Source organism: Pseudomonas sp. MS19, from assembly GCF_013277615.1.
Classification (GTDB): Bacteria; Pseudomonadota; Gammaproteobacteria; order Pseudomonadales; family Pseudomonadaceae; genus Aquipseudomonas; species Aquipseudomonas marincola.
On sequence record NZ_VBTO01000003.1, the window covers coordinates 118,918 to 140,264 of the forward strand.

Annotated in this window: 23 protein-coding genes; 14 read left to right on the forward strand and 9 right to left on the reverse strand. The window is 56.8% G+C overall.

What is annotated here, in order from left to right; all coding sequences use genetic code 11:
- Positions 1 to 4: 4 nt before the first annotated feature.
- The 4 genes from FEZ62_RS01050 to FEZ62_RS01065 all read left to right on the forward strand — a co-directional run bounded on the left by FEZ62_RS01050 (position 5) and on the right by FEZ62_RS01065 (position 4,982).
- A complete protein-coding gene (locus tag FEZ62_RS01050; protein ID WP_172926534.1) occupies positions 5 to 649 on the forward strand; it encodes a transporter substrate-binding domain-containing protein in 645 nt (214 codons plus the stop codon).
- Positions 616 to 2,559, forward strand: coding sequence for a transporter substrate-binding domain-containing protein (locus FEZ62_RS01055; protein WP_172926535.1), 1,944 nt, complete (start codon positions 616 to 618; stop codon positions 2,557 to 2,559). Before FEZ62_RS01050 ends, FEZ62_RS01055 begins: the two co-directional genes overlap by 34 nt.
- A gap of 18 nt (positions 2,560 to 2,577) precedes the next feature.
- Positions 2,578 to 3,627 (forward strand): response regulator, encoded by a 1,050-nt coding sequence (locus FEZ62_RS01060; protein ID WP_345940415.1) that lies wholly within the window; start codon positions 2,578 to 2,580, stop codon positions 3,625 to 3,627.
- Positions 3,628 to 3,770: 143 nt separating this feature from the next.
- Complete coding sequence (locus FEZ62_RS01065) at positions 3,771 to 4,982, forward strand: EAL domain-containing protein (RefSeq protein WP_172926537.1); 1,212 nt, start codon at positions 3,771 to 3,773, stop codon at positions 4,980 to 4,982.
- Here FEZ62_RS01065 and trmA read toward each other — a convergent pair.
- Positions 4,950 to 6,044: a tRNA (uridine(54)-C5)-methyltransferase TrmA gene (gene trmA, locus FEZ62_RS01070; RefSeq protein WP_172926538.1), complete on the reverse strand. Its 1,095-nt coding sequence runs from the start codon at positions 6,042 to 6,044 to the stop codon at positions 4,950 to 4,952. The two genes, FEZ62_RS01065 and trmA, sit on opposite strands and share 33 nt — an antisense overlap.
- A 78-nt stretch (positions 6,045 to 6,122) precedes the next feature.
- Positions 6,123 to 7,418 (reverse strand): NCS2 family permease, encoded by a 1,296-nt coding sequence (locus tag FEZ62_RS01075; protein ID WP_172926539.1) that lies wholly within the window; start codon positions 7,416 to 7,418, stop codon positions 6,123 to 6,125.
- Between the two features lie 179 nt (positions 7,419 to 7,597).
- On the opposite strand from FEZ62_RS01075, the gene FEZ62_RS01080 reads away from it, so the two are divergent.
- Positions 7,598 to 8,152 carry a DJ-1 family glyoxalase III gene (locus FEZ62_RS01080; RefSeq protein WP_172926540.1) on the forward strand — a complete coding sequence of 185 codons (555 nt, stop codon included), beginning with the start codon at positions 7,598 to 7,600 and terminating at the stop codon, positions 8,150 to 8,152.
- A 6-nt stretch (positions 8,153 to 8,158) separates the two neighbouring features.
- On the opposite strand, the gene FEZ62_RS01085 is transcribed toward FEZ62_RS01080, so the two are convergent.
- Positions 8,159 to 9,418, reverse strand: coding sequence for an MFS transporter (locus FEZ62_RS01085; protein ID WP_172926541.1), 1,260 nt, complete (start codon positions 9,416 to 9,418; stop codon positions 8,159 to 8,161).
- 267 nt (positions 9,419 to 9,685) lie between these two features.
- Here FEZ62_RS01085 and FEZ62_RS01090 point away from each other — a divergent pair, with 267 nt between their 5' ends.
- Genes FEZ62_RS01090 through FEZ62_RS01100 form a run of 3 tightly spaced genes read left to right on the forward strand, consistent with a single transcriptional unit; the run spans position 9,686 to position 12,281 of the window.
- Positions 9,686 to 11,119 carry a cytochrome ubiquinol oxidase subunit I gene (locus tag FEZ62_RS01090; protein ID WP_172926542.1) on the forward strand — a complete coding sequence of 478 codons (1,434 nt, stop codon included), beginning with the start codon at positions 9,686 to 9,688 and terminating at the stop codon, positions 11,117 to 11,119.
- A 2-nt stretch (positions 11,120 to 11,121) separates the two neighbouring features.
- The gene (gene cydB / locus FEZ62_RS01095; protein ID WP_069902553.1) at positions 11,122 to 12,129 is read left to right on the forward strand and encodes a cytochrome d ubiquinol oxidase subunit II; all 1,008 of its coding nucleotides are present in this window, start codon (positions 11,122 to 11,124) and stop codon (positions 12,127 to 12,129) included.
- 11 nt (positions 12,130 to 12,140) lie between these two features.
- Complete coding sequence (locus FEZ62_RS01100; RefSeq protein ID WP_069902554.1) at positions 12,141 to 12,281, forward strand: DUF2474 domain-containing protein; 141 nt, start codon at positions 12,141 to 12,143, stop codon at positions 12,279 to 12,281.
- 109 nt (positions 12,282 to 12,390) lie between these two features.
- Here the strand turns inward: FEZ62_RS01100 and FEZ62_RS01105 are convergent, their stop codons facing one another.
- From FEZ62_RS01105 to FEZ62_RS01120, 4 genes are all read right to left on the reverse strand, one after another.
- Positions 12,391 to 13,116, reverse strand: a complete 726-nt coding sequence (locus FEZ62_RS01105) for an amino acid ABC transporter ATP-binding protein (protein WP_172926548.1) — start codon at positions 13,114 to 13,116, stop codon at positions 12,391 to 12,393.
- Positions 13,117 to 13,135: 19 nt separating this feature from the next.
- A complete protein-coding gene (locus FEZ62_RS01110) occupies positions 13,136 to 14,020 on the reverse strand; it encodes an amino acid ABC transporter permease (RefSeq protein WP_239655581.1) in 885 nt (294 codons plus the stop codon).
- A 148-nt stretch (positions 14,021 to 14,168) separates the two neighbouring features.
- Positions 14,169 to 14,966 carry a transporter substrate-binding domain-containing protein gene (locus tag FEZ62_RS01115; protein WP_069902556.1) on the reverse strand — a complete coding sequence of 266 codons (798 nt, stop codon included), beginning with the start codon at positions 14,964 to 14,966 and terminating at the stop codon, positions 14,169 to 14,171.
- A gap of 151 nt (positions 14,967 to 15,117) precedes the next feature.
- The gene (locus FEZ62_RS01120) at positions 15,118 to 16,242 is read right to left on the reverse strand and encodes a class I SAM-dependent methyltransferase (RefSeq protein WP_172926543.1); all 1,125 of its coding nucleotides are present in this window, start codon (positions 16,240 to 16,242) and stop codon (positions 15,118 to 15,120) included.
- Positions 16,243 to 16,419: 177 nt separating this feature from the next.
- On the opposite strand from FEZ62_RS01120, the gene FEZ62_RS01125 reads away from it, so the two are divergent.
- The gene (locus FEZ62_RS01125; protein ID WP_172926544.1) at positions 16,420 to 17,196 is read left to right on the forward strand and encodes a ferredoxin--NADP reductase; all 777 of its coding nucleotides are present in this window, start codon (positions 16,420 to 16,422) and stop codon (positions 17,194 to 17,196) included.
- Between the two features lie 77 nt (positions 17,197 to 17,273).
- On the opposite strand, the gene mscL is transcribed toward FEZ62_RS01125, so the two are convergent.
- Complete coding sequence (mscL, locus tag FEZ62_RS01130; protein WP_090515751.1) at positions 17,274 to 17,684, reverse strand: large-conductance mechanosensitive channel protein MscL; 411 nt, start codon at positions 17,682 to 17,684, stop codon at positions 17,274 to 17,276.
- A gap of 239 nt (positions 17,685 to 17,923) precedes the next feature.
- Here mscL and FEZ62_RS01135 point away from each other — a divergent pair, with 239 nt between their 5' ends.
- The 3 genes from FEZ62_RS01135 (at position 17,924) to radA (ending at position 19,959) form a co-directional block, all read left to right on the forward strand.
- A complete protein-coding gene (locus FEZ62_RS01135) occupies positions 17,924 to 18,172 on the forward strand; it encodes a DUF465 domain-containing protein (protein WP_069902560.1) in 249 nt (82 codons plus the stop codon).
- Between the two features lie 81 nt (positions 18,173 to 18,253).
- Positions 18,254 to 18,523: a YdcH family protein gene (locus FEZ62_RS01140; protein ID WP_090515753.1), complete on the forward strand. Its 270-nt coding sequence runs from the start codon at positions 18,254 to 18,256 to the stop codon at positions 18,521 to 18,523.
- Positions 18,524 to 18,585: 62 nt separating this feature from the next.
- Positions 18,586 to 19,959 (forward strand): DNA repair protein RadA, encoded by a 1,374-nt coding sequence (gene radA / locus FEZ62_RS01145; protein ID WP_069902562.1) that lies wholly within the window; start codon positions 18,586 to 18,588, stop codon positions 19,957 to 19,959.
- Between the two features lie 16 nt (positions 19,960 to 19,975).
- Here the strand turns inward: radA and FEZ62_RS01150 are convergent, their stop codons facing one another.
- A complete protein-coding gene (locus FEZ62_RS01150) occupies positions 19,976 to 20,347 on the reverse strand; it encodes a PilZ domain-containing protein (protein ID WP_172926545.1) in 372 nt (123 codons plus the stop codon).
- Positions 20,348 to 20,547: 200 nt separating this feature from the next.
- Here FEZ62_RS01150 and FEZ62_RS01155 point away from each other — a divergent pair, with 200 nt between their 5' ends.
- Both FEZ62_RS01155 and FEZ62_RS01160 read left to right on the forward strand, forming a co-directional pair.
- On the forward strand, positions 20,548 to 21,054 hold the full coding sequence (locus tag FEZ62_RS01155; RefSeq protein ID WP_069902564.1) for a DUF3015 domain-containing protein: 507 nt from the start codon (positions 20,548 to 20,550) through the stop codon (positions 21,052 to 21,054).
- Between the two features lie 127 nt (positions 21,055 to 21,181).
- A partial coding sequence (locus tag FEZ62_RS01160; protein ID WP_172926549.1) for a transposase domain-containing protein occupies positions 21,182 to 21,347 on the forward strand: 166 nt, incomplete at its 3' end.

Genomic DNA, 21,347 nt, shown 5'->3' on the forward strand with positions numbered 1-21,347 from the left:
TAGGATGAACGGTGTCTTACTTCGCAGTGTATTTGCCTGGCTTTTAACGCTATGCAGCCTCACTGCGAGTGCTGATTCCAGTACGGCACTTCAGCTTTTCAGCCGTTCTGCGTCGGTGCTTGGCTCTCCGGTATTTACCCTTGAAGAGCAACAATGGCTGCGGGAAAAAAACACGCTGGTCTTAGGCACTTCGGCGCCAGATTACCCACCCTTCGATATCAGTTCGAGTGGTGAGGATTACGAAGGTGTCACCGCCGATTTCATGGGGCTGATCGCCCAGGGGCTGGCGGTCAACGTCGATGTGCGCCGGTTTGAGAGCCGTGCTGATGCGTTGGAGGCGCTGCGTAATGGCACTATCGACCTGCTCGGCACTTCAAGTGAGCGAGAATTGGGCGGCAGTGATGTCAGCGCCAGCATCAAGTACACGCCGGATTGGCCGGTGTTATTGCAGCGTATCGGTGAGACGTCCCCGGCCTCCGGCGATTTGCGCGGCAAGCGCTTGGCGTTCAGTACCTTGTATCTGAACCAAGCGGATGTCGCTAAACGTTATCCCGACGCGATTGCAGTGCCGTTCACCTCCTCAATGACCGCCGTGGCGGCGGTCGTGCAGATGCCATGCTCAGTGATGTCACGGCAGGTCGATATCTGATCAATCGCTATTTCCCCAATGATCTGCGCGCCTCGCGAATATCCGGCAAGGGTTCATGGGGCTTTGTGTTTGCCGTCAGGGCCGATAACAAAAGCTTGCTGCATGTGGTCAACAAAGCCTTGGCGGTGATTGATGATGAACAGCGCCACAGTATTTTCGAGCGCTGGGGCGGTGGCGGAATACTCAAAAGTAACCTGCCTTCGTTGTCGAACGAACAACTCGACTGGATAAGAGAGCGGCGCATCGTCAAGGTGGCGGTGAATGATCAGTTGGCGCCTTTTTCCTATTTTGATCAGAACGGTCACTATCGCGGCATTACTGCCGATTTGCTGTCGATGATTGATGAGGAGTCGATTATCGGTATTCAGGTGGTCAAGTTCTCGGATATCGATCAGGCAACCCAAGCCCTGTTATCCGGCAAGGTGGATGTAATCGCCGACTTCTCGCTGACGCCCGAGCGCAAACAAAAATTCGGCTTCACCCGGCCCTATTTGATTTCTCCGCTGGTGATGGTGGCCCGCAAGAGCTTCAAAGGGGTCATGCACCTTGAAGACATGGCCGGCAGAACCCTGGCCATTCCACGTGGGCATGCGCTGAAAACCTATATCAAGCAGCGTTATCCACAGATCAAGTTACTGGAAACCGCAAGCGTTCCTGAAACCCTGACCCTGGTTGCGCAGGGTTATGCAGACGCAACCATTCACCCGCTGAACATTGCCCGCTATTACATCGCGAGATCGTTTGAAGACAATCTGCGGGTCAGCGGTGTGCTCGACGTTGCGCCGACCAAGGCGGCATTTGCGGTGCGCCCTGCGGATGCCGAATTGTTGGGTATTCTTGAGCAGGCATTGCTGTCGTTTACCCCGGACCAGATGAGCATTCTGAGTAACCGCTGGCGCACCAATGCACTCATCATCGAGCCCTCCTGGCGCAACTACAAACGCCTGATTTATCAGGCCGTTGGCATTTCGCTGGTGTTCCTGTTTGCAGTGTTTGTGTGGAACTTCTACCTCCGCCGACAGGTGAGTCAGCGACGCCGCGCAGAGCAGGCGCTGAGGGATCAGTTGCAGTTCATGGAGGTGCTGATCAACGGCACTCCGCACCCGATTTATGTGCGTGACCGGCGTTGCTGCATGTTGACCTGCAACGACAGTTACTTGCAGGTGTTCTCGACCACCCGCAAAGCGGTGTTGGGCAAAACCGTGTTCGAGAACCTGAAAGTTCAGGATGTCGATGCCGATGCTGTCGAGAAGGATTACCACCGGGTGATGCACGAGCGAAAGCCGGTTATCTGTGATCGGCAGGTGGTTATTCAGGGGCAGAACGTCACCATCTATCACTGGATTTTGCCGTTCAATGATTCCAAAGGCATCGTGCGTGGGGTCATTTGCGGCTGGATCGACATCAGTGAACGCAAGGCACTTGTTGTGGAACTGCGCGCCGCCAAGGAACAGGCCGATGAGGCCAGCCGCACCAAATCGACCTTTCTGGCGACCATGAGCCATGAAATTCGCACGCCGATGAATGCCATCATCGGCATGCTGGAGCTTGCCATCAAACGGGCGGATCGCGGCCAGTTCGATCGTTCATCACTGGAGGTCGCGCACGACTCAGCGCGGGGATTACTGCAATTGATCGGCGATATTCTGGATATTTCGAGAATCGAGTCCGGGCGCTTGAGCCTAATGCCCGAGCGGGCCAATCTGGCCGATCTGGTGGGGTCGGTCGTCAGGGTATTTGGCGGGCTGGCCACCCAGAAAAACCTGCTGATGGAGTTTGATACCGAGGGCCTTGATGAGCGCGATGTGCTGATCGACCCGATCCGCTTCAAGCAGGTTATCTCCAATCTGATCAGCAATGCCATCAAGTTCACTGAGTCCGGCACCGTCAGCGTCAGTGCTCACATTTAAGCCTGCTCTGCGCAACACGTGACAGTTCGGGTCTATGTGGCTGATACGGGGATGGGGATCTCGCAGGCGGATCAGGAAAAGCTGTTCAAGCCATTTGCTCAGGTCGCCGGCAGCATTACCGGCAGTGGTGCAGGGCTAGGCTTGCTGATCAGCCGAACCCTGTGCGAAATGATGGGCGGTAACCTGCAATTGCGCAGCACGGTCGGCCTTGGCACTCAGGTGATGGTGCAATTAACCCTACCGGTATTGGAGCCACTGCACGTAGCCGAGACTGAACCTGTGGCGGATGCGCCGGTGTCTGCCAGGCCGATACTCAATGTCTTGGTGGTGGACGATCATCCGGCCAATCGCATGCTGATCAGCCAGCAACTGGAGTTTCTGGGGCATCGTGTAACGCAGGCGGTGAATGGTGCCGAAGGGCTTTCAGCCTGGCAGCAGGACTACTTCGATATCGTTATAACGGATTGCCGCATGCCGGTGATGGACGGCTACACCCTGAGCCTGCGGATCCGCGAAGAAGAGCAGCGCACCGAGCGATATGCCACCTGGATTCTTGGTTTCACCGCCAATGCGCAGGAGGAGGAGCGCGAGCGCTGCCTCAAGGCTGGCATGAATGACTGCATCTTCAAGCCCATCGAGCTCGCCGCGCTGGGCGCACACCTGCAACGTTGTGTGCCTGCACCTCGCGACGCAATTGCTGATGCCAGCAGCGGGTTATTTGATGCGGTGGCGCTGGATAAGCTCACTGGCGGCAATAGCGTGCTGGTCGAACGACTGCTCGATGAGCTGATTAACAGCAACGCCCAAGATCTCACGGTGCTTGAGGGGTTGTCCGAGACGCTCGAGCCTCTGGGCCTTTCAGACCTTGCTCACCGCATTAAAGGTGCTGCGCGGGTTATTCGTGCCTTGCCTTTGATCGCCGCTTGTGAGGCGCTTGAAGTGGCCTGCAGGCAACCACAGGCGACAATTTTGCAAAGCCGGTCGCGGGAGTTGCGCCAGGCCATGATTGAGCTGGACCGGGTACTGCGTATCAAGCGCGCGAGCAATTGCAGTCCTGAGACGAATTAGCCTACACGAACAAGAAGTGAAGAGTCCTACAGCGCCGCTAGACAAGTCCGACAATGGCGAGGGGTGCGCACTAGTCGGTCTCGCGGCGTTGCGTTGTTAGTCTGGGGTCATGTTGATTTACCCCAGATTCGGAGCTCCTTGTCATGTTTAAACTCAGCGTACTGGTCATTGATAACCGAGATTTGCAGCGCACCAACACCGTGGATGCACTTGATTCTCTCGGGGTTGAGCACATTCATCAGGCCAGTACAGAGCAAGAGGCGATGGTTGTTTTGGCTGAGGCTGGCAGGCTTGATATCGTGATCTGCGAGCCGGATCTGCCGGGGCTCGACACGGGTGCAGTAATCAAGCAGATGTCTCAGGCCGGAAACGTAGCAGCGATGATCATGTTCAGCGGCAAGGACCATAGCTCCCCATCGCCTGAACAAGCCCGGCTGTTCGCATCCTCCATTCATCTGTTGGGTGAAATTGGCAGGCCGCTGGTTATTCAGAGCCTCAAGGCATTACTCCAGCGTTACGGGCAGGACGAGACATTGCCCGCAGGCGTGGCCAAAATCGTCCGTCGGCAAAAGCCCACGCAGGCAGAGGTCGAGCAAGGCCTGCAAGCGGGGGAGTTCAACGCCTACTTTCAGCCACGCGTGTGCATGCAGAGCGGCCAGGTCTGCGGGCTGAAAATGTTTATGGGCTGGATGCATCCGCAGCGCGGCTTTATCAAGGAAAGTGACTGCCTGCCGCTGCTTGAGTCCTATGGCTTGGGCGATGATCTGTTCATCCAGTTGCTGCGTCAGGGGCTGTCCACTCAACAGCTGATTGGCCTGGATGGTTATCAGGTCAAACTGGCCATGAGCCTGCCAAGCGCGCAGTTGATCTCGGATGATCTGTGTAAATACATTGCCGCTTCGCTCGCTTTGCATCAGTTGCCAGCCGATGGCTTGATGTTCGAAATACGCGAAAACTGTTATCTGCAAGCCCCAACCCGTTCGCAGGCAAATCTGGTGCGGTTACATAACCTCGGCTGTGGGCTGGCGATCGACAGCTTCAAGGCCTGCTACTCCGCGATGAACAAGCATGTCGCCTCGACTTTTTCGGCGATCCGGCTCGATGCAGGCCCTGTTCGCATTCAGCAGCAGAGTGTGCAGAAGAAGGCGCGGGACAATCTGGTGCTCAGTGAAGCGACGAGTCAGGGCATCGACATCGTGGTTGAAGGTGTTGATTCCGTGGGCCAGCGTTCGCAGCTGGCGGGCATGGCTAATGTCACCGCTCAAGGTCGGGTGTTCGCGGGGCCGATGTCGACACTTGAGCTGCGTGATTGGCTGGTCGGCTCAGGCCTTGCGGCGAGTCAGCAGTACGCCTGATTCCATGTGGTGGGTGTAGGGAAACTGGTCAAACATTGCGCAGCGTGTGATCTCGTGAGTGTCACTGAGTTGGGCAATGTTCTCGGCCAGCGTTTCCGGGTTGCACGAGATATACAGAATACGTTCGAAGCGACGGGTCAGTTCGCAGGTGTCGGGGTCCATGCCGGCGCGCGGCGGATCGACAAACACACTGCCAAACTCATAGCTCTTGAGATCGATGCCAGCCAGGCGGCGGAACGGGCGAACCTCATTCAGCGCTTCGGTCAGCTCTTCTGCCGATAAACGCACCAGCGTGACGTTATCCACCGCGTTGTCAGCAAGGTTGGCCAATGCCGCGTACACCGATGATTTGCTGATCTCGGTCGCCAGCACCTTACGAACCCGGGTTGCCAACGGCAGGGTGAAGTTGCCATTGCCGCAATACAGTTCCAGCAAGTCATCCTGTCGCTCGCCAAGGGCCTCATATGCCCAGTTGAGCATCTTCTGGTTGACCTCGCCGTTGGGCTGGGTGAACGCGCCCTCTGGCTGGCGATAGGTGAAAACCCGGCCCGCAACGGTCAGTTTCTCTTCGACAAAGTCGCGGCCAATGACAATGCGCTTACCCCGCGAGCGGCCAACGATATTGACCTGAAGCTCGGCCGCGAGCTTTTCAGCCTCGGCTTGCCACTCTTCATCCAGAGGTCGGTGATAGCACAGAGTGATCAGCGCATCATCCGCCAATGTGGTCAGGAACTCAGCCTGGAACAGCTTGAAGCCCAACACCTTGCTGCTCTGCCAGGCTGCTTTGAGTCGCGGCATCAGTTGATTGATGCGGCGGCTGGCGATGGGGAAATCTTCCAGCAAAATAGGCGTGTGCTTGTCGCCCTGCGCGAACATCGCGTAGTGACGGTCATCACCTTCGCGCCACAGACGGAACTCGGCGCGTAACCGGTAATGTTCTCGGGCGGAATCGAATACTTGCGGCTCAGGTGCACCAAAAGGGGCGAGCAGGTCGATCAGTCGTTGCTTCTTCTCTTCCAGCTGAGTGGCGTAAACCGCTGGGTCGAATTGTGGCGCGCTCATGGCAAACTCTTTGCTGTTGCGGCCCAGTGAAGGTCATCACTGAGCCGCGGCGATAATAAAGTGGCTGTGATAATTGGATCAGGCGTTGAACCAACCCAGCTTCATGACGAACAACACGGCCAGAATAACCAGTGCCGGGTTCAGTTCACGCCAGCGGCCGGCCAGCAGCTTGATACCTGCCCAGGCGATAAAACCAAACGCGATGCCATTGGCAATCGAGAACGTCAGCGGCATGGCCAGAGCCGTGACCAGAACTGGCGCGGCGACGGTCAGGTCGTTCCAGTCGATTTCAGCCAGACCAGCGGTCATCAGCACGGCTACGAAAAACAATGCCGGTGCGGTGGCGAATGCCGGAATACTGCTCGCCAATGGCGAGAAGAACAGGGCCAGCAGAAACAACAGGGCGACCACGACAGCGGTCAGGCCTGTACGGCCTCCGGCACTGACGCCGGCGGCAGACTCAATATAACTGGTGGTGGTAGACGTGCCGAGTACCGAGCCGACCATCGCGGCGCTGCTGTCCGCGATCAGAGCGCGGCCCATTTTCGGCATGTAACCGTCGGCGCGCATCAGCCCGGCTTTCTTCGCAACGGCGATCAGGGTGCCCGAGTTATCGAACAGGTCGACAAACAGGAAGGCGAATACCACGCTCACCAAACCGATATCCAGCGCGCCCATGACGTCGAGCTGCATGAACGTTGGCATCAGCGACGGTGGCATCGAGACAAAACCGCCGAACTGCGAAACACCCATCGCGATGCCGATGCCAGTGGTGATCAGAATGCCGATCAGCACTGCACCGGTAACTTTGCGCGCTTCAAGGGCGACGATGACAAAGAAACCCAGAATCGCCAGCAGCGGCTCGGGTTTGCCCAGATCACCCATGCCCACCAATGTGGCCGGATTAGCCACAACAATGCCGGACTCCTTGAGTGCGATCAGGGCCAGGAATAAACCAATACCCGCGGCAATTGCCGAACGCAGGGCCAGCGGTATGCTGTTGATGATCCACTCGCGGATACGGAAGATCGACAGCAGAAAGAACATGCAGGCCGAAAGGAATACCGCGCCCAGCGCCACCTGCCAGGTGTGGCCCATGTGCAGCACCACGGTATAGGTGAAGAAGGCGTTGAGGCCCATGCCCGGCGCCAGTGCTATCGGGTAGTTGGCGATAAAGCCCATGATGGCCGAGCCGATAGCCGCTGCCAGACAGGTCGCGACAAACACTGCGCCTTTATCCATGCCGGTTTCGCCGAGAATGCTCGGGTTGACGAAGAGGATATAAGCCATCGTCAGGAAGGTTGTCAGGCCTGCCAGCACTTCTGTGCGTACAGTAGTGTTATGTGCGTTAAGTTGGAACAATCTTTCCAGCATACTGGGCTCCCCGTGGCGTCACAGACGCCTTGAATATCCTGACCGAAAGCAAAGCACATACACGCTGTTGTGCATGATTTTGCTGGTGGTTCGGAAAAAGGCGCGCATCATACCAGTAAGCCATCTGCTGGTGAATTTATGACCGGACGCCCGGCCAACGTTCTATATAAGGAGTGGGCATGACTCATCGAGCCGTAATTACAATTGCGGACGGCGTTGAAGACATTGAATGCGTAACCCTGATCGATGTGCTTCGCCGCGCCGACATCGAAGTGGTCGTCGCCAGTATTGAAGGGCGGCGCATGGTCACCTGTGCGCACGGCACGCGCTTAACGGCCGATGCCATGCTGGTCGATGTACTGGCGCAGGCGTTTGACTTGATTGTATTGCCAGGCGGCATGCCGGGTGCCCAGCGTCTTGCTGACCATGAACCGCTGGCCGAGCGCGTGCGTCAGCAGGCCAAAGAAGGGCGACTATTTGCCGCGATTTGTGCAGCACCGGCCGTCGCTTTGCAGCAATACGGTGTGCTGCGCCAGCGCCGCATGACCTGCTACCCCGCGTTCAGCGATCGCCTGTCGGGTTGCAGTTTTGTCGATCAGCCAGTGGTCGTAGACGGTAACTGCATTACCAGCCAAGGGCCAGGCACTGCGTTGGAATTCGCCCTGACGCTGGTTGAGCAGGTCGCAGGCAAAGGCCAGCGCAAGCGCGTGGCCGAGGCCATGTTGGTTAAGTAACCGCTTTCAGGGCCGCGACTGGGCATCATCGGCCGCCTGTTCAGCGGCGGTCTTCTCCAGGGTGTCACGCTGCGCCAGAGTCGGGAACAACTTGATCCAGACGCCGGTGACCAACAGCGTGCCGACACCGCCCAGCACCACGGCTTGTACGGTGCCGAACCAGTGGGCCGTAAGTCCGGACTCGAACTCGCCGAGTTGGTTGGATGCACCGATGAACAGCCCGTTGACCGCGCTTACCCGTCCGCGCATTTCATCCGGCGTATGTAATTGCACGAACGCGCCGCGAATCACCATGCTGATCATGTCGGCAGCGCCCAGCACCACCAGAACCAACAGGCTGAACCAGAACGAAGTCGATAAGCCAAAGGCAATGGTGGCCACACCAAATACCCCGACCGCCGTGAACATGGTACGGCCAACCTGGCGCTGGATCGGGTAACGTGCCAGCCAGAACGACATCAGCAGGGCGCCGACTGCTGGCGCCGAACGCAGCAGCCCCAATCCCCACGGGCCGGTCAGCAAGATATCCTTGGCAAACACCGGCAGCAGCGCTGTTGCCCCGCCCAGCAGCACGGCAAACAAGTCCAGCGAGATTGCGCCAAAGATATCGCGACGGCTGCGAATGTACTGAATTCCAGCCATCAGTGACTTCAGCGTGGCCGGATGTTTATTCAGCGCGGTTTGTCGTGCAGGCAGGCTGAGCATCAAGGCGCAAGCCACCGCGTATATCAACGTGGTGGGCGCATACACCCAAATACTGCCCAATGCATACAGAAAACCGCCCAGCGCGGGGGCGGCAATGGTCGCTGTTTGCATGGCTGAAGCAGACGCTGCAACGGCTGCGGGGAATAGCGCTGCCGGCACCAAACTGGGTAGCAATGCTTGGGTGGCGGGCATCTCAAAGGCGCGGGCAGTGCCCAGGCAGAACGCCAGCACGAATATCATTTCACGGCTTATGTCGCCGCTGCTGCTGCCAAGCGCCAGGCTCAGGGCAATCAGCGCCTGCCCGGCCTGACACAGCGCCGCGACCATGCGCCGGTCAAACCGATCGGCGACATGGCCGGTGTGCAGCATAAATAGCACCCGTGGCAGAAACTCGACCAGACCTACCAGGCCCAGGTCGAGGACATTGCCGGTGAGCTGGTACATATGCCAGCCAATCGCCACGGTGAGCATCTGGAAGCCACTGGCGGTGCAAACTCGCGCCAGCCAAAAGGCGATGAATGGCTTTTGTTGGCGCAGGAGCAATTTGCCGTGATTTGGCATTGAGGGCATCTTCAAGCGTATAGATGGGGGAGGGGCGCTGGTGCTGGTCTAGACTTACGCGACAATAGACCACAGCAAGTGCGCGGATACAAAGCGCTACTATTTTAATGCATATTGACTCAGGTCAAAACTTTGCGCCGGGTGACTTTACACCCACTGCCCAGCTTTATCCGTATAGCGTCGCAGCACTGCGTGCCGCGCCTGAATGTTTGAACCGTAAACCTGGTCGTTCATTGTCAGGTTCGGTGAACTCTACGAGGATGCTCTATGTTCGGCTTAGAGGCGATAGATCTGGCCCGTATCCAGTTCGCCTTCACCATTTCGTTCCATATTATCTTCCCCGCGATCACCATTGGTCTCGCCAGTTATCTGGCTGTGCTCGAAGGTTTGTGGCTGAAAACCGAGCAGCCGGTTTACCGTGACCTCTACCATTTCTGGTCGAAAATCTTCGCGGTCAACTTCGGCATGGGCGTGGTTTCCGGTCTGGTCATGGCGTATCAGTTCGGTACCAACTGGAGTGCCTTCTCTGACTTCGCCGGGGCTGTGACCGGGCCGCTTCTGACCTATGAAGTGCTTACCGCATTCTTCCTTGAGGCCGGCTTTCTCGGCGTCATGCTCTTCGGTTGGAACCGCGTAGGCCCGGGCCTGCACTTCTTCTCAACGCTGATGGTGGCGATTGGCACGCTGATCTCGACGTTCTGGATTCTCGCCTCCAACAGCTGGATGCAAACCCCGCAGGGCTTTGAAATTGTCGATGGCCGGGTGATTCCGGTGGACTGGCTGGCGGTGATCTTCAACCCGTCATTCCCCTACCGCCTGCTGCACATGGCAACCGCAGCATTCCTCGCAACTGCGTTCTTTGTGGGGGCATCGGCTGCCTGGCACTTGTTGCGCGGGCGGGATAACCCGGCAGTGCGCAAAATGCTTTCTATGGCGATGTGGATGGCCTTAATCGTGGCGCCTGTTCAGGCGGTCATCGGTGATTTCCACGGGCTCAATACACTGGAGCATCAACCGGCGAAAATTGCGGCGATCGAAGGCCATTGGGAAAACCCGCCGGGTGAAGCCACGCCATTGATCCTGTTCGGCTGGCCGGACATGGAGCGTGAAGAAACCCGCTTCAAGGTTGAAATCCCCAAGCTGGGCAGTTTGATTCTGACCCACAGTCTGGATAAGCAGGTTCCGGCGCTCAAAGAGTTTCCCAAAGAAGACCGGCCAAATTCGACCATCGTATTCTGGAGTTTCCGGATCATGGTCGGCTTGGGTCTGCTGATGATCTTGATGGGTGGCTGGGCGCTGTTGCTGCGCATGCGTGGCAAGCTGTTTGAAAATCGCGCGTTCCTGAACATGGCGCTGTGGATGGGACCATCCGGTTTAATCGCCATTCTCGCCGGTTGGTTCACCACGGAAGTCGGCCGTCAGCCGTGGGTTGTCTACGGGTTGATGCGCACCGCTGATGCGGCTTCTGACCACAGCGTTGGGCACATGAGCCTGACCCTGATTCTGTTTGTGGTGGTTTACTTCGCGCTGTTCGGCGTAGGTCTTGGTTACATGATGCGCCTGGTGCGTAAAGGTCCGGTTGTGGGTGAAGGCTCGCAGGCCAACGACGGCGGCCCCGGCCAGAAACGCACTCCCTCGCGGCCACTGTCTGCTGCATCCGAAGACATGGATGCAACCGACTCTCAGACTGAAAGGACTTGAACATGGGCATTGATCTTTCATTGATCTGGGCCATCATCATCGCCTTCGGCGTCATGATGTATGTGGTCATGGATGGTTTCGATCTGGGCATCGGCATTCTCTTCCCGTTTATCAAGGACAAGAGTGAGCGCGATGTGATGATGAATACCGTCGCACCGGTTTGGGACGGTAACGAAACCTGGCTGGTGCTGGGTGGTGCTGCATTGTTCGGCGCCTTCCCGTTGGCCTACGCAGTGGTGCTGGACGCCCTGTATCTGCCGCTGATCTTCATGCTGCTCGGGCTGATTTTTCGCGGTGTGGCCTTTGAGTTTCGCTTCAAGGCCAAGGCTGACAAACAGCACATCTGGGACAAGGCTTTCATTGGTGGCTCGCTGACCGCCACCTTCTTTCAGGGTGTCACGCTGGGTGCGTACATCGACGGTATTCCCGTGGTAAACCGCACCTATGCGGGCGCTGCGCTGGATTGGCTGACGCCGTTCTCGCTGTTCTGCGGCGTCGCACTGATTGCAGCTTATGCCTTGCTCGGCTGCACCTGGCTGATCATGAAAACCGAAGGTCGCTTGCAACAGCACATGCACGACATGGCTCGCCCGCTGGTATTTGTGGTCTTAGCTGTCACCGGGATCGTCAGCTTGTGGACGCCGCTGGCCCACGCCGAAATTGCACATCGCTGGTTCAGCCTGCCAAACCTGTTCTGGTTCTTGCCAGTGCCGGGGTTGGTTGTATTGTGCACATGGGCGCTGCTGCGCGCGGTGCGCAATAACGCCAACTACGCGCCGTTCCTGCTGACCCTGACGCTGATCTTTCTCGGCTACAGCGGCCTGGGCATCAGCTTGTGGCCGAATATCATTCCGCCGTCCGTGACCATCTGGGACGCTGCATCGCCGCCGCAAAGTCAGGCCTTCATTCTGGTCGGCGCACTGTTCATTATCCCGTTCATCCTTATGTACACGGCCTGGAGCTACTACGTGTTCCGCGGCAAAGTCACCGCTGAAGATGGCTATCATTGAGGGCTTGCACAATGGATGACTCTCACCAGCAAAAACCACTGGCCAAGCGTCTGGCTTGGCTGGTCGCGATTTGGGCTGGCAGCGTTCTGGCGCTTGGCGTGGTATCGCTGTTGCTGCGCTGGTTCATGAACGCAGCGGGCATGACGACCTGATTCTGTTTCCTGCCGCGCAATGCAAAAAGCCTGCAATCTCTGCAGGCTTTTTGCTTTCTGTGCGTTCGATGGTTCGGCGCCTCGACTCAGACCGACATGTACGCCATCACTACAGCAGTTTCGAGAGAAATTGCTCCAAACGTGGGTGCTTGGAGCTGCTGAAGATATTGTCTGGCGTATCGCTGACTAGCAACTCGCCGTCTTCCATGAACATCACCCGATCCGCCACTTCACGGGCAAAGCCCATTTCGTGGGTCACCACGACCATGGTCATGCCTTCATTAGCCAGGCTCTTCATCACATCAAGAACCTCGCCGACCATTTCCGGATCGAGCGCCGAGGTTGGTTCGTCAAACAGCATGACATCCGGATTCATCGCCAGCGCGCGGGCAATCGCCACGCGTTGTTGCTGGCCGCCCGAAAGCTGCGCCGGGTAGACATTGAGCTTGTCGCCAAGCCCTACACGTTTGAGCAGTTTTTCGGCGTCCTGCTCGGCTTGCTTGGGATCCCGGCCCGCTACTTTGACCGGAGCCAGCATCACGTTGCCTTTAACCGTTTTGTGCGGGAACAGGTTGAACGACTGAAACACCATGCCAACCCGCTCACGCAGTTTGTTGATGTTGGTGCCCGGGGCATACATGTTGATGCCATCGATCACTATGTCGCCGTTATTGATCTGCTCAAGCTGATTAAGCGCCCTGAGGAAGGTCGACTTGCCCGAACCGGATGGCCCGATAATGACCACCACTTCGCCGCGGGAAATGGTCGCGCTGACGTTCTTTAGTGCGTGGCAGCCGTTGGCGTAGATTTTGTTGACGTTGGTGGCAATGATCATGTCTTTGCCGGTATAGGCTTCAGTCACTGGCGGAGAGCCTCTTTTCAATGCGTCCAATAATCCAGGACAGCAGGGTAGTCAGAATCAGGTACAAGCCGGCTACGGTAATCCATACCTCGAACGTCGCAAAGTTGCCGCTGATGGCCTCGCGTCCTGCTTTGGTCAGGTCGGTAATCGCGATCACCGAAACCAGCGACGAGTCCTTGATCAGGTTGATCAACTGGCCAGCCATGGGCGGCAGTGTGCGTTTGAAAGCCTGCGGCAGAATTACATGGGTCATGGCCTTGGTGTAGGTCATGCCCAACGAGCGGGCTGCTTCCATCTGGCCGGGTGAAATCGACTGGATGCCCGAGCGGACAATCTCGGCAATATAGGCGCCGGTGAAGATCGACAGCGCCATTACACCCGCCGAAAACCGGTCGAGGTTGAGCATGGTGCCCACGAAGAAGTACATGATGAAAATCTGTACCAGCAGCGGTGTGCCGCGAATCAGCCCGATATAGATGAATGACAGATTCTGGCAAGCCGGGTTGCTCGACACGCGCATCAGGCCGGCAGCCAGGCCCAGAAGCGTCGCGAAGAATAACGAGATCAACGAAATCTTGAGTGTTACCCACAAGCCGTTAAGCAGCGGGCCGGCGCGCCATTGCGTGGTGCGGGCAATAACGTCGCCTTCAAAAACCAGGTCGCCTTGAACGGCAACCGCCTGGTCATAATCCTTGAATACCTGATTCTTGCCACCGTCATCCAGCGTTACGGTGATGGCGCTTTCGGTTACCTGGCTAACAGTGCCATTGCCACTTGCGCGTAGATCGAGAGGTGCGGTGTTGACGATGTAGGGGAGAACGCGCCCCCATTGCCAGCTGTAGTTGATTTGCTTTGAGGCGATGTACAGCGAGCCCATCAGGCCTGCGATGATAAGCACCGATAAGCCGTGCCAAAGCCAGCGTCGTGGACTGGTCAACAAAGTGACCTCCTGAAAATAAGTCTTTACGGTCTACGCAATACTGCGGATAGAAATCAGGCCAGAGGGTGAGTCTGGCCTGAGGGTCTTACTGAACCTGATCGAGCCAGGTGTCGCTCTGGAACCACTTCGCGTACAGGCGATCGTAGGTGCCTTCACCCTTGATCTGACGCAGGAAGTTGTTCAGCACGTTGAGCATTTCCGGGTCGCCCTGGGCAACAGCCCAGCCCAGTGGCTCGTAGGTGAACGGCTGATCGAGGTGAACCACTTTGTCTTTGTTCTGCGCGGTGTAGATCGCGTTGAACGGCAGGTCGTAGATGAAGGCATCGGCTTTGCCGTTGGTGACTTCAAGTACGGCGTCGGACTGGGTTTCGAAGACGTTGATCTTGGCTTTGCTGAGCAGACGTTTGATGGCTTGCTCGCCAGTGGTGCCAAGCTTGGTGGTGATGGTGTATTGCGGGTCGTTCAGATCTTTGTAGTCTTTGATCTTGCCTTTGAGCTTGGGGCTCAAGAGGATGCTCTGACCGATAACGATGTACGGGTCCGAGAAGTTTACGCGCATGTTGCGCTGGGTGTTGATGGTCATGCCCGCGTTGATCATGTTGCACTTGCCAGTCAGCAGGGTCGGAATAATGCCGTCCCATGCGGTGTTGACCGGAACATACTTAACGCCCATCTGCTTGGCCAGCAACTTGCCAACATCGATGTCGAAACCGATGAACTGGCCGGCTTTGCTCTTCATTTCGAAGGGCATGTAGCCTGCGTCGAAGCAAACCTTGAGTTCCCCGGATTTTACGATTTCATCAAGAACAGGGCCTGCCTGTGCTGTCAGTGAAGCGCCTAACAAGCTGGCGGTAATTGCCAGACCGGTAAAAAGCTTGCGCATTGTGAGCCCCTTATTGTGAATAGCGCGTTGGCTATCTTTATTTATTTTCATGCACCTACGACTAGGTGACGTTTGTTATAGCAGTTTCGGCTTCTAATTAAAAAGCACGACTATTTGGTCAGCAAAATTAATGCCACCAGAACTCTGGAAATTACTTGATGGCCTTGAGGATGACAAACTTGGGGTTGGCGGCAACCTGCTCCACGCCACGAAACAGGCGCTTGAGTTTGGCGTGATAGCCTAGGTGGCGATTGCCGACTATCCACAGCTCACCGCCTTTGACCAACGCGGCGCGCGCTTGCTGGAACATCCGCCAGGCGAGAAAGTCGCCGACAACTTGCTGCTGATGGAACGGCGGATTGCACAGCACCAGATCCAGCGAGTCGGCTTCCTGCTGCGCCAGCCCGTCGGCTGCGAGGAAGGTTGCGGGTCGATCGCCCAATGCGCTGGCCCAGTTCTCGCGCGCTGACTGCGCGGCCATGTACGACTCATCCACCAAGGTCACTTCCGCCTGCGGGCTGCTCAGAGCAAATGCAATCGCCAACACGCCATTGCCACAACCGAGGTCCGCTACGCGGATTTTTCCGAGGTGCTTGGGCAGGTGCGGCAGGAAGGCGCGAGTACCGATGTCGAGCCCTTCGCGGCAGAACACATTGGCGTGATTGACCAACTGCAGGGCCGGTTTATCCAGTGTGTACTGGCTCGGATAGGGCGAGGTCGGCTGCGCTTTTGGCTCGGGTGTAGCGAATAACAGGCGCGCCTTTTTAACTGCCAATGAGGCATTTACCGGGCCGATATAACGCTCCAGCAAATCGCCGGCGGCGCGCGGCAAGTGTTTGACCATGCCCGCAGCAATCACTTCAGCGCCAGGCGCGAGCTGGCCGTGCAAGCGAATCAACTGCTCTTCAAGCAGGGCCAGAGTTTTCGGCACGCGGATCAGTACGCGGTCAAACGGCCCTTGCAGTGGCTGGTCGGCCTGCACAAAGTTAACCGCCTCAAGCGGGAGCTGGTTACGCCGCAAGTTGGCTTGCAAGCCGAGCAAACCCAGATGCGAGTCACCGCTGCTGGTTACTTGCACCTGAGTTGCCAGAGAGCAAGCCAGCGCGCCAAAGTTGTCGTTCAGAACCAGTACCCGTGTATCGCTACTAAGAGCTTGCGGATGCAAGTGCGCGAGCAGGTATTCATCGGCTGCATCAAATGCCTGCAACGGGTCATTCTGTTGCTCGGGCTGGCGGATTAGATCGAGCTGGGCGTAAGGCGTTTGAAATTGAGGCATCGAATACTCGGTTCTGCAGGCGGACAACAATATATAGCGGGTATTGTCGGTGTTACGCGGGCAAATGTCTCGGGGCTCGACAGTCCGCGGCGCAATTGGTCAGTAACCCTAAAAGCTAGCGGTGTTTATCGAGGCTCAATTGGAGGAAACTGGTGACGTATTCAGCAGGGGGAACTCATGAGCCAGAGCGAAGAGAAATTCACCCGTCAAACCTTGACCGACGTGCAGGTCTGGTCGCCAAGCTTATTCAGTTTACGCTGTACGCGTGATCCGGGTTTTCGCTTCAATGCAGGCCAATTCGCCCGTTTGGGTGTTCATAAAGCCGACGGCTCTGTGGTCTGGCGCGCCTATTCGATGGTCTCGGCGCCGCATGATGACTACCTGGAATTCTTCTCGATTGTGGTGCCAGGCGGCGAGTTCACCAGTGAGCTTAATCGTTTGCAGGTTGGCGACACGCTTCTGGTCGACAAGCAGGCATTCGGGTTTCTCACGCTCGACCGTTTCGCTGATGGGCGAGATCTCTGGCTGCTGGCCAGTGGCACCGGATTAGCGCCATTTCTTTCGATATTGCAGGGGCTGGAAGTCTGGGAGCGCTTTGAACGGATCGTTCTGGTTTACAGCGCTCGCACGAGCGCTGAACTGGCCTATCAGCCGTTGATCAACTGCCTTGGCCAGCTCGAACATCTGGCGCCGTACATTCAAAAGCTCAAGTATTTGCCAGTGGTGACTCGCGAGCAGTTGCCCGGTTGCCTGCACGGGCGTATCACCAAGCTAATCGACGAGGGCGAGCTTGAAGCCGCGGCGGGCTCGGTGTTGAGCCCGGATGATTCGCGGGTGATGATTTGCGGCAATCCGCAGATGATTGAAGACACTCGCGCTTTGTTGAAGCAGCGCGATATGCAACTCAGTCTGACGCGCAGGCCGGGCCAAGTGGCAGTCGAAAATTATTGGTAATTGCCTGAACGAACACCCTGCAAAAACAACAATGGCGCTTTAAATCAGCGCCATTGTTGGTTGCCTACAGGCGGGGATTACGGGTTCTGCTGCTTTTTCAGCAGATCACGGATTTCAGTGAGCAACTCCTGATCCATGGTTGGTGCTGGCGGCGCTGCAGGTGCGGCTTCTTCTTTTCGCTTCAGGCTGTTCATGGCTTTTATCGCCATGAAAATCGCGAACGCGACGATCAGAAAGTCGAATACGGTTTGGATAAATTTGCCATAACCGAAGGTCACCGCTGGCACTTCACCGACTGCAGGCTTGAGTACGATCGCCAGGTCAGAGAAGTCCATACCGCCAACGGCCATGCCAAGCAATGGCATGATCAAGTCGGCGACAAATGAGGAGACGATCTTGCCAAAGGCCGCCCCGATGATAATCCCCACGGCCATGTCGACCACGTTGCCTTTCATGGCAAACGTTTTGAATTCGCTCAACATACTCATTTGCAGTCCCTCGGTCTTAGTTATTAACGCAGTTTAAACGAGTGGATGATTGTTTCCAGTTATGACCAACAGTCGAGCGCGATTTTATTTTTTGTGGCTGAGCCGGGCCTGTCAGCCATTTTCATGCGCTTAGCAAACTGGTGATAGGAGGCCGGTTGGCGGCCCGGCAGAAGGGGTGGCTGTTGAACCGCGCTCCCTGAGCTAATCTCCTACTACACACACGCGAGGAGGATGCCACCATGCCGTTGCAACTACATTCACTGAAACGTGAGTTCCCGCAGTATGAAGCGCAGATGAGCGCTTTACTCAAGGCCGATGGCCGCTTCACCCGCCAAGCTGAAGAATACGAGCGCCTCGACAAGCAGATTTTTGCGGTAGAGGACGGTCGTGAAGCAATGGACGATAGCGCTTTGCACAGTCTGAAAATGCACCGGGTTACGCTTAAAGACGAACTCCTGCAGACTCTGGAAAAACAAGCCCAAGCCTAACGGGTAGGCTATTGATTGGGATCAATGAGCAAAGTAGCGCGTATGGATAGGCTCAAGGTAGTTATCCAAAGGAGCTACGTTATGCACGTTGAACATCACCCGTTGATTCATGATTTCCCGCAACTGCGCGAGGAGCTGCATAACTTGCGCTTGGCCGATGCCGGCTTTGCACGACTGGCCAGTGATTATGAGGCGCTGGATAAACAGATTTGCCGTGCCGAAGACGGCATCGACCTGCTCACGGATGAGCAGTTATCAGAGCTAAAACAGCGCCGCGTGAGCCTCAAGGATGAAGTGGCCAGTAAGCTTAACGCTTCGACTAAAACCTGTTGCGGTGGTTGTGGCGGCTGACAGTTTGCCGCGATAAGGCTGCGGCGCGTTATCATGACGGCTTTGTTCATAGGAGTCGGGTGATGGCCAAGGCCAAGCGCATGTATGGTTGCACCGAATGCGGTGCAACCTTTCCTAAATGGGCCGGCCAATGTGGCGAATGCAGCGCCTGGAATACCCTGGTTGAAACCGTTCTCGACACCACGCCCTCTGGTGGCAGTGGCGCAGGTGGGCGCGCCAGTTGGACCGGTCAACACACCGAGCTGAAAACCCTGGCCGAAGTCAGCGTCGAGGAAATGCCGCGCTTTTCCACCGCCTCCGGCGAGCTGGATCGCGTTCTCGGTGGCGGCTTGGTCGATGGCTCTGTGGTGTTGATTGGCGGTGATCCGGGCATCGGTAAATCGACCATTCTTTTGCAAACCCTGTGCAGCGTTGCCATGCGTTTCCCGGCGCTTTACGTAACCGGTGAAGAGTCGCAGCAGCAGGTTGCCATGCGCGCAAGGCGCTTGGGACTGCCGGAAGACAAACTCAAGGTGATGACTGAAACCTGTATTGAAAGCATCATCGCCACCGCGCGTCACGAAAAACCCAAGGTCATGGTGATCGACTCGATCCAGACCATCTTCACCGAGCAGTTGCAGTCTGCGCCGGGCGGTGTTGCTCAGGTTCGCGAGAGTGCTGCGCTGCTGGTGCGCTTCGCCAAGCAAAGCGGTACGGCTATCTTTCTGGTGGGCCATGTCACCAAAGAAGGCGCATTGGCGGGGCCGCGTGTGCTTGAACACATGGTTGATACCGTGCTGTATTTCGAAGGTGAATCGGACGGCCGCTTGCGACTGCTACGCGCAGTCAAGAATCGCTTTGGCGCGATCAACGAGTTGGGCGTATTCGCCATGACCGACAAGGGTCTGAAAGAGGTCACCAACCCCTCGGCCATTTTCCTCACGCGCGCTCAGGAAGAAGTCCCTGGCAGTGTGGTGATGGCGACATGGGAAGGCACGCGGCCGATGCTCGTCGAGGTGCAGGCGCTGGTTGATACCAGCCATCTGGGCAATCCCCGCCGGGTAACGCTGGGGCTGGATCAGAACCGGCTGGCGATGTTACTTGCGGTTCTGCATCGCCACGGCGGCATTCCGACCTATGATCAGGACGTTTTTCTCAACGTGGTGGGCGGTGTAAAAGTACTGGAAACTGCCTCCGATCTGGCGCTGATGGCCGCGGTTATTTCGAGCCTGCGCAACCGCCCCCTGGCCAATGATTTGCTGGTGTTTGGCGAGGTTGGCTTATCCGGTGAGATACGCCCTGTACCAAGCGGTCAGGAGCGCCTGAAAGAGGCCGCCAAACATGGCTTCAAGCGGGCAATCGTGCCCAAGGGCAACGCTCCCAAAGACGCTCCGAACGGCCTGCAGGTTATTGCAGTTACGCGTTTGGAGCAGGCCTTGGATGCGTTGTTTGACTGAGTGCTCAGTCAGTGTTTCAGGCGCTCTCGCCCAAGGCGGCGAGTTCGCGCTCGAGCAGATCGCTGTCTGCCAGATTGAGTTCAACCAGTCTGCGCAGATGGCTGATTGAGTCCAGGTCGATATGCTGGCAGGTGAAGGCAAGTAGTTCGCCATCATCGCGCGCCAGCGTCGCCTCCATCTCGACCACTGCCTCCGCTCCCAACTCGACACGCAGGGTAAATTCCTGCGACGGGTCGCCGCTGAAGTCAGTCGGGCGCACGGCTAACAGGCCGCGCAGCGATAAATCATGCAGCTCTGTGGCCCACTGTGCGTTCCCTTGCACTATCTGTGTAGGGGCATCAAACGCGATACGGTGAAAGCGCCGACGATCGTTAGCGTGTTCGCTCATGCAAGTATTCCTTTTGCGATCAACTGACTATAGCCAAAGGCCGATAGATTGGTTGGTAATCCGACAAAAGTCCCACCACTTCTGGAGGGTAATCTTGACTTAGAGCGGGTTTCTAACTGATGAGTCGCATTTGACAGGACCGGATCTGTCGCCAACTATGCATGTGCAGTTTTTAATATTTTTTGCGGAGCACAAGAAAAATGGACAAGCGAATGCTGAGCAAAGGTTTGATTTTTGGTTTGTTGACTGTAGCCAGTGTCGCGGCGCATGCGGACGCGCCCGGAGGCAATGGCTGTGGTTGGGGCAACATGCTGTTTGACGGCCAGCGCGGTTTGGCGCCAAGCGTGTTGGGCATGACCACCAACGGGACTTCGGGCAACGCTACATTCGGTGTGACCTCGGGCACCAATGGTTGCACCGCCGGTGCGCGAATCGGCTACAGCGGCCGCTCGATGCTGGCCATGAACGGTATGCTCGACTCGATCGCAGTCGACATGGCGCAAGGCCAGGGTGAGGCGCTGGACGCTTACGCCGTATTGCTTGGCGTGCCTGCTGAGCACCGTGCGCAGTTTGCCAAAGTCACCCACGATAATTTCAATCAGATCTTCTCGGCACCGGATGTCACCAGTGAACAAGTGCTGACGGCGACCATGGATGTCATGAGCCGTGATCCGCAACTGGCTACCTACGCCAAGACGCCGGCTTAATCGCACGATTGTGAGTCACAAAAAAGCCCGCCAATCGGCGTAATGCTGTTCACTTAAGCATTTGTATCTAGGTCGGGGTTTAAAGAAAATCCGATACCAGTTTTCTGGTATCGGATTTTTTATGCCCATTCAGCAGCAATTGCTCGACCTCGGCGATCTTTTCAACTTCTCCGACCTAAGCACCTTCACTCAAAACATCCCAGTGGAATGGGTAGCCAGCGCACTCAATCTTTCGGCGCAAGCGACGATACGTCGGCGACGCCTACCCAGCGACCAAGTGCTTTGGCTTGTAC

Bases quoted from the DNA above. Each gene is read 5' to 3' on its own strand.
- FEZ62_RS01050 (WP_172926534.1), top strand. From the start codon at position 5: ATGAACGGTGTCTTACTTCGCAGTGTATTTGCCTGGCTTTTAACGCTA.
- FEZ62_RS01055 (WP_172926535.1), top strand. From the start codon at position 616: ATGCTCAGTGATGTCACGGCAGGTCGATATCTGATCAATCGCTATTTC.
- FEZ62_RS01065 (WP_172926537.1), top strand. From the start codon at position 3,771: ATGTTTAAACTCAGCGTACTGGTCATTGATAACCGAGATTTGCAGCGC.
- trmA (WP_172926538.1), bottom strand. From the start codon at position 6,044: ATGAGCGCGCCACAATTCGACCCAGCGGTTTACGCCACTCAGCTGGAA.
- FEZ62_RS01075 (WP_172926539.1), bottom strand. From the start codon at position 7,418: ATGCTGGAAAGATTGTTCCAACTTAACGCACATAACACTACTGTACGC.
- FEZ62_RS01080 (WP_172926540.1), top strand. From the start codon at position 7,598: ATGACTCATCGAGCCGTAATTACAATTGCGGACGGCGTTGAAGACATT.
- FEZ62_RS01085 (WP_172926541.1), bottom strand. From the start codon at position 9,418: ATGCCAAATCACGGCAAATTGCTCCTGCGCCAACAAAAGCCATTCATC.
- FEZ62_RS01090 (WP_172926542.1), top strand. From the start codon at position 9,686: ATGTTCGGCTTAGAGGCGATAGATCTGGCCCGTATCCAGTTCGCCTTC.
- cydB (WP_069902553.1), top strand. From the start codon at position 11,122: ATGGGCATTGATCTTTCATTGATCTGGGCCATCATCATCGCCTTCGGC.
- FEZ62_RS01100 (WP_069902554.1), top strand. From the start codon at position 12,141: ATGGATGACTCTCACCAGCAAAAACCACTGGCCAAGCGTCTGGCTTGG.
- FEZ62_RS01105 (WP_172926548.1), bottom strand. From the start codon at position 13,116: ATGATCATTGCCACCAACGTCAACAAAATCTACGCCAACGGCTGCCAC.
- FEZ62_RS01110 (WP_239655581.1), bottom strand. From the start codon at position 14,020: ATGGGCTCGCTGTACATCGCCTCAAAGCAAATCAACTACAGCTGGCAA.
- FEZ62_RS01115 (WP_069902556.1), bottom strand. From the start codon at position 14,966: ATGCGCAAGCTTTTTACCGGTCTGGCAATTACCGCCAGCTTGTTAGGC.
- FEZ62_RS01120 (WP_172926543.1), bottom strand. From the start codon at position 16,242: ATGCCTCAATTTCAAACGCCTTACGCCCAGCTCGATCTAATCCGCCAG.
- FEZ62_RS01125 (WP_172926544.1), top strand. From the start codon at position 16,420: ATGAGCCAGAGCGAAGAGAAATTCACCCGTCAAACCTTGACCGACGTG.
- mscL (WP_090515751.1), bottom strand. From the start codon at position 17,684: ATGAGTATGTTGAGCGAATTCAAAACGTTTGCCATGAAAGGCAACGTG.
- FEZ62_RS01135 (WP_069902560.1), top strand. From the start codon at position 17,924: ATGCCGTTGCAACTACATTCACTGAAACGTGAGTTCCCGCAGTATGAA.
- FEZ62_RS01140 (WP_090515753.1), top strand. From the start codon at position 18,254: ATGCACGTTGAACATCACCCGTTGATTCATGATTTCCCGCAACTGCGC.
- radA (WP_069902562.1), top strand. From the start codon at position 18,586: ATGGCCAAGGCCAAGCGCATGTATGGTTGCACCGAATGCGGTGCAACC.
- FEZ62_RS01150 (WP_172926545.1), bottom strand. From the start codon at position 20,347: ATGAGCGAACACGCTAACGATCGTCGGCGCTTTCACCGTATCGCGTTT.
- FEZ62_RS01155 (WP_069902564.1), top strand. From the start codon at position 20,548: ATGGACAAGCGAATGCTGAGCAAAGGTTTGATTTTTGGTTTGTTGACT.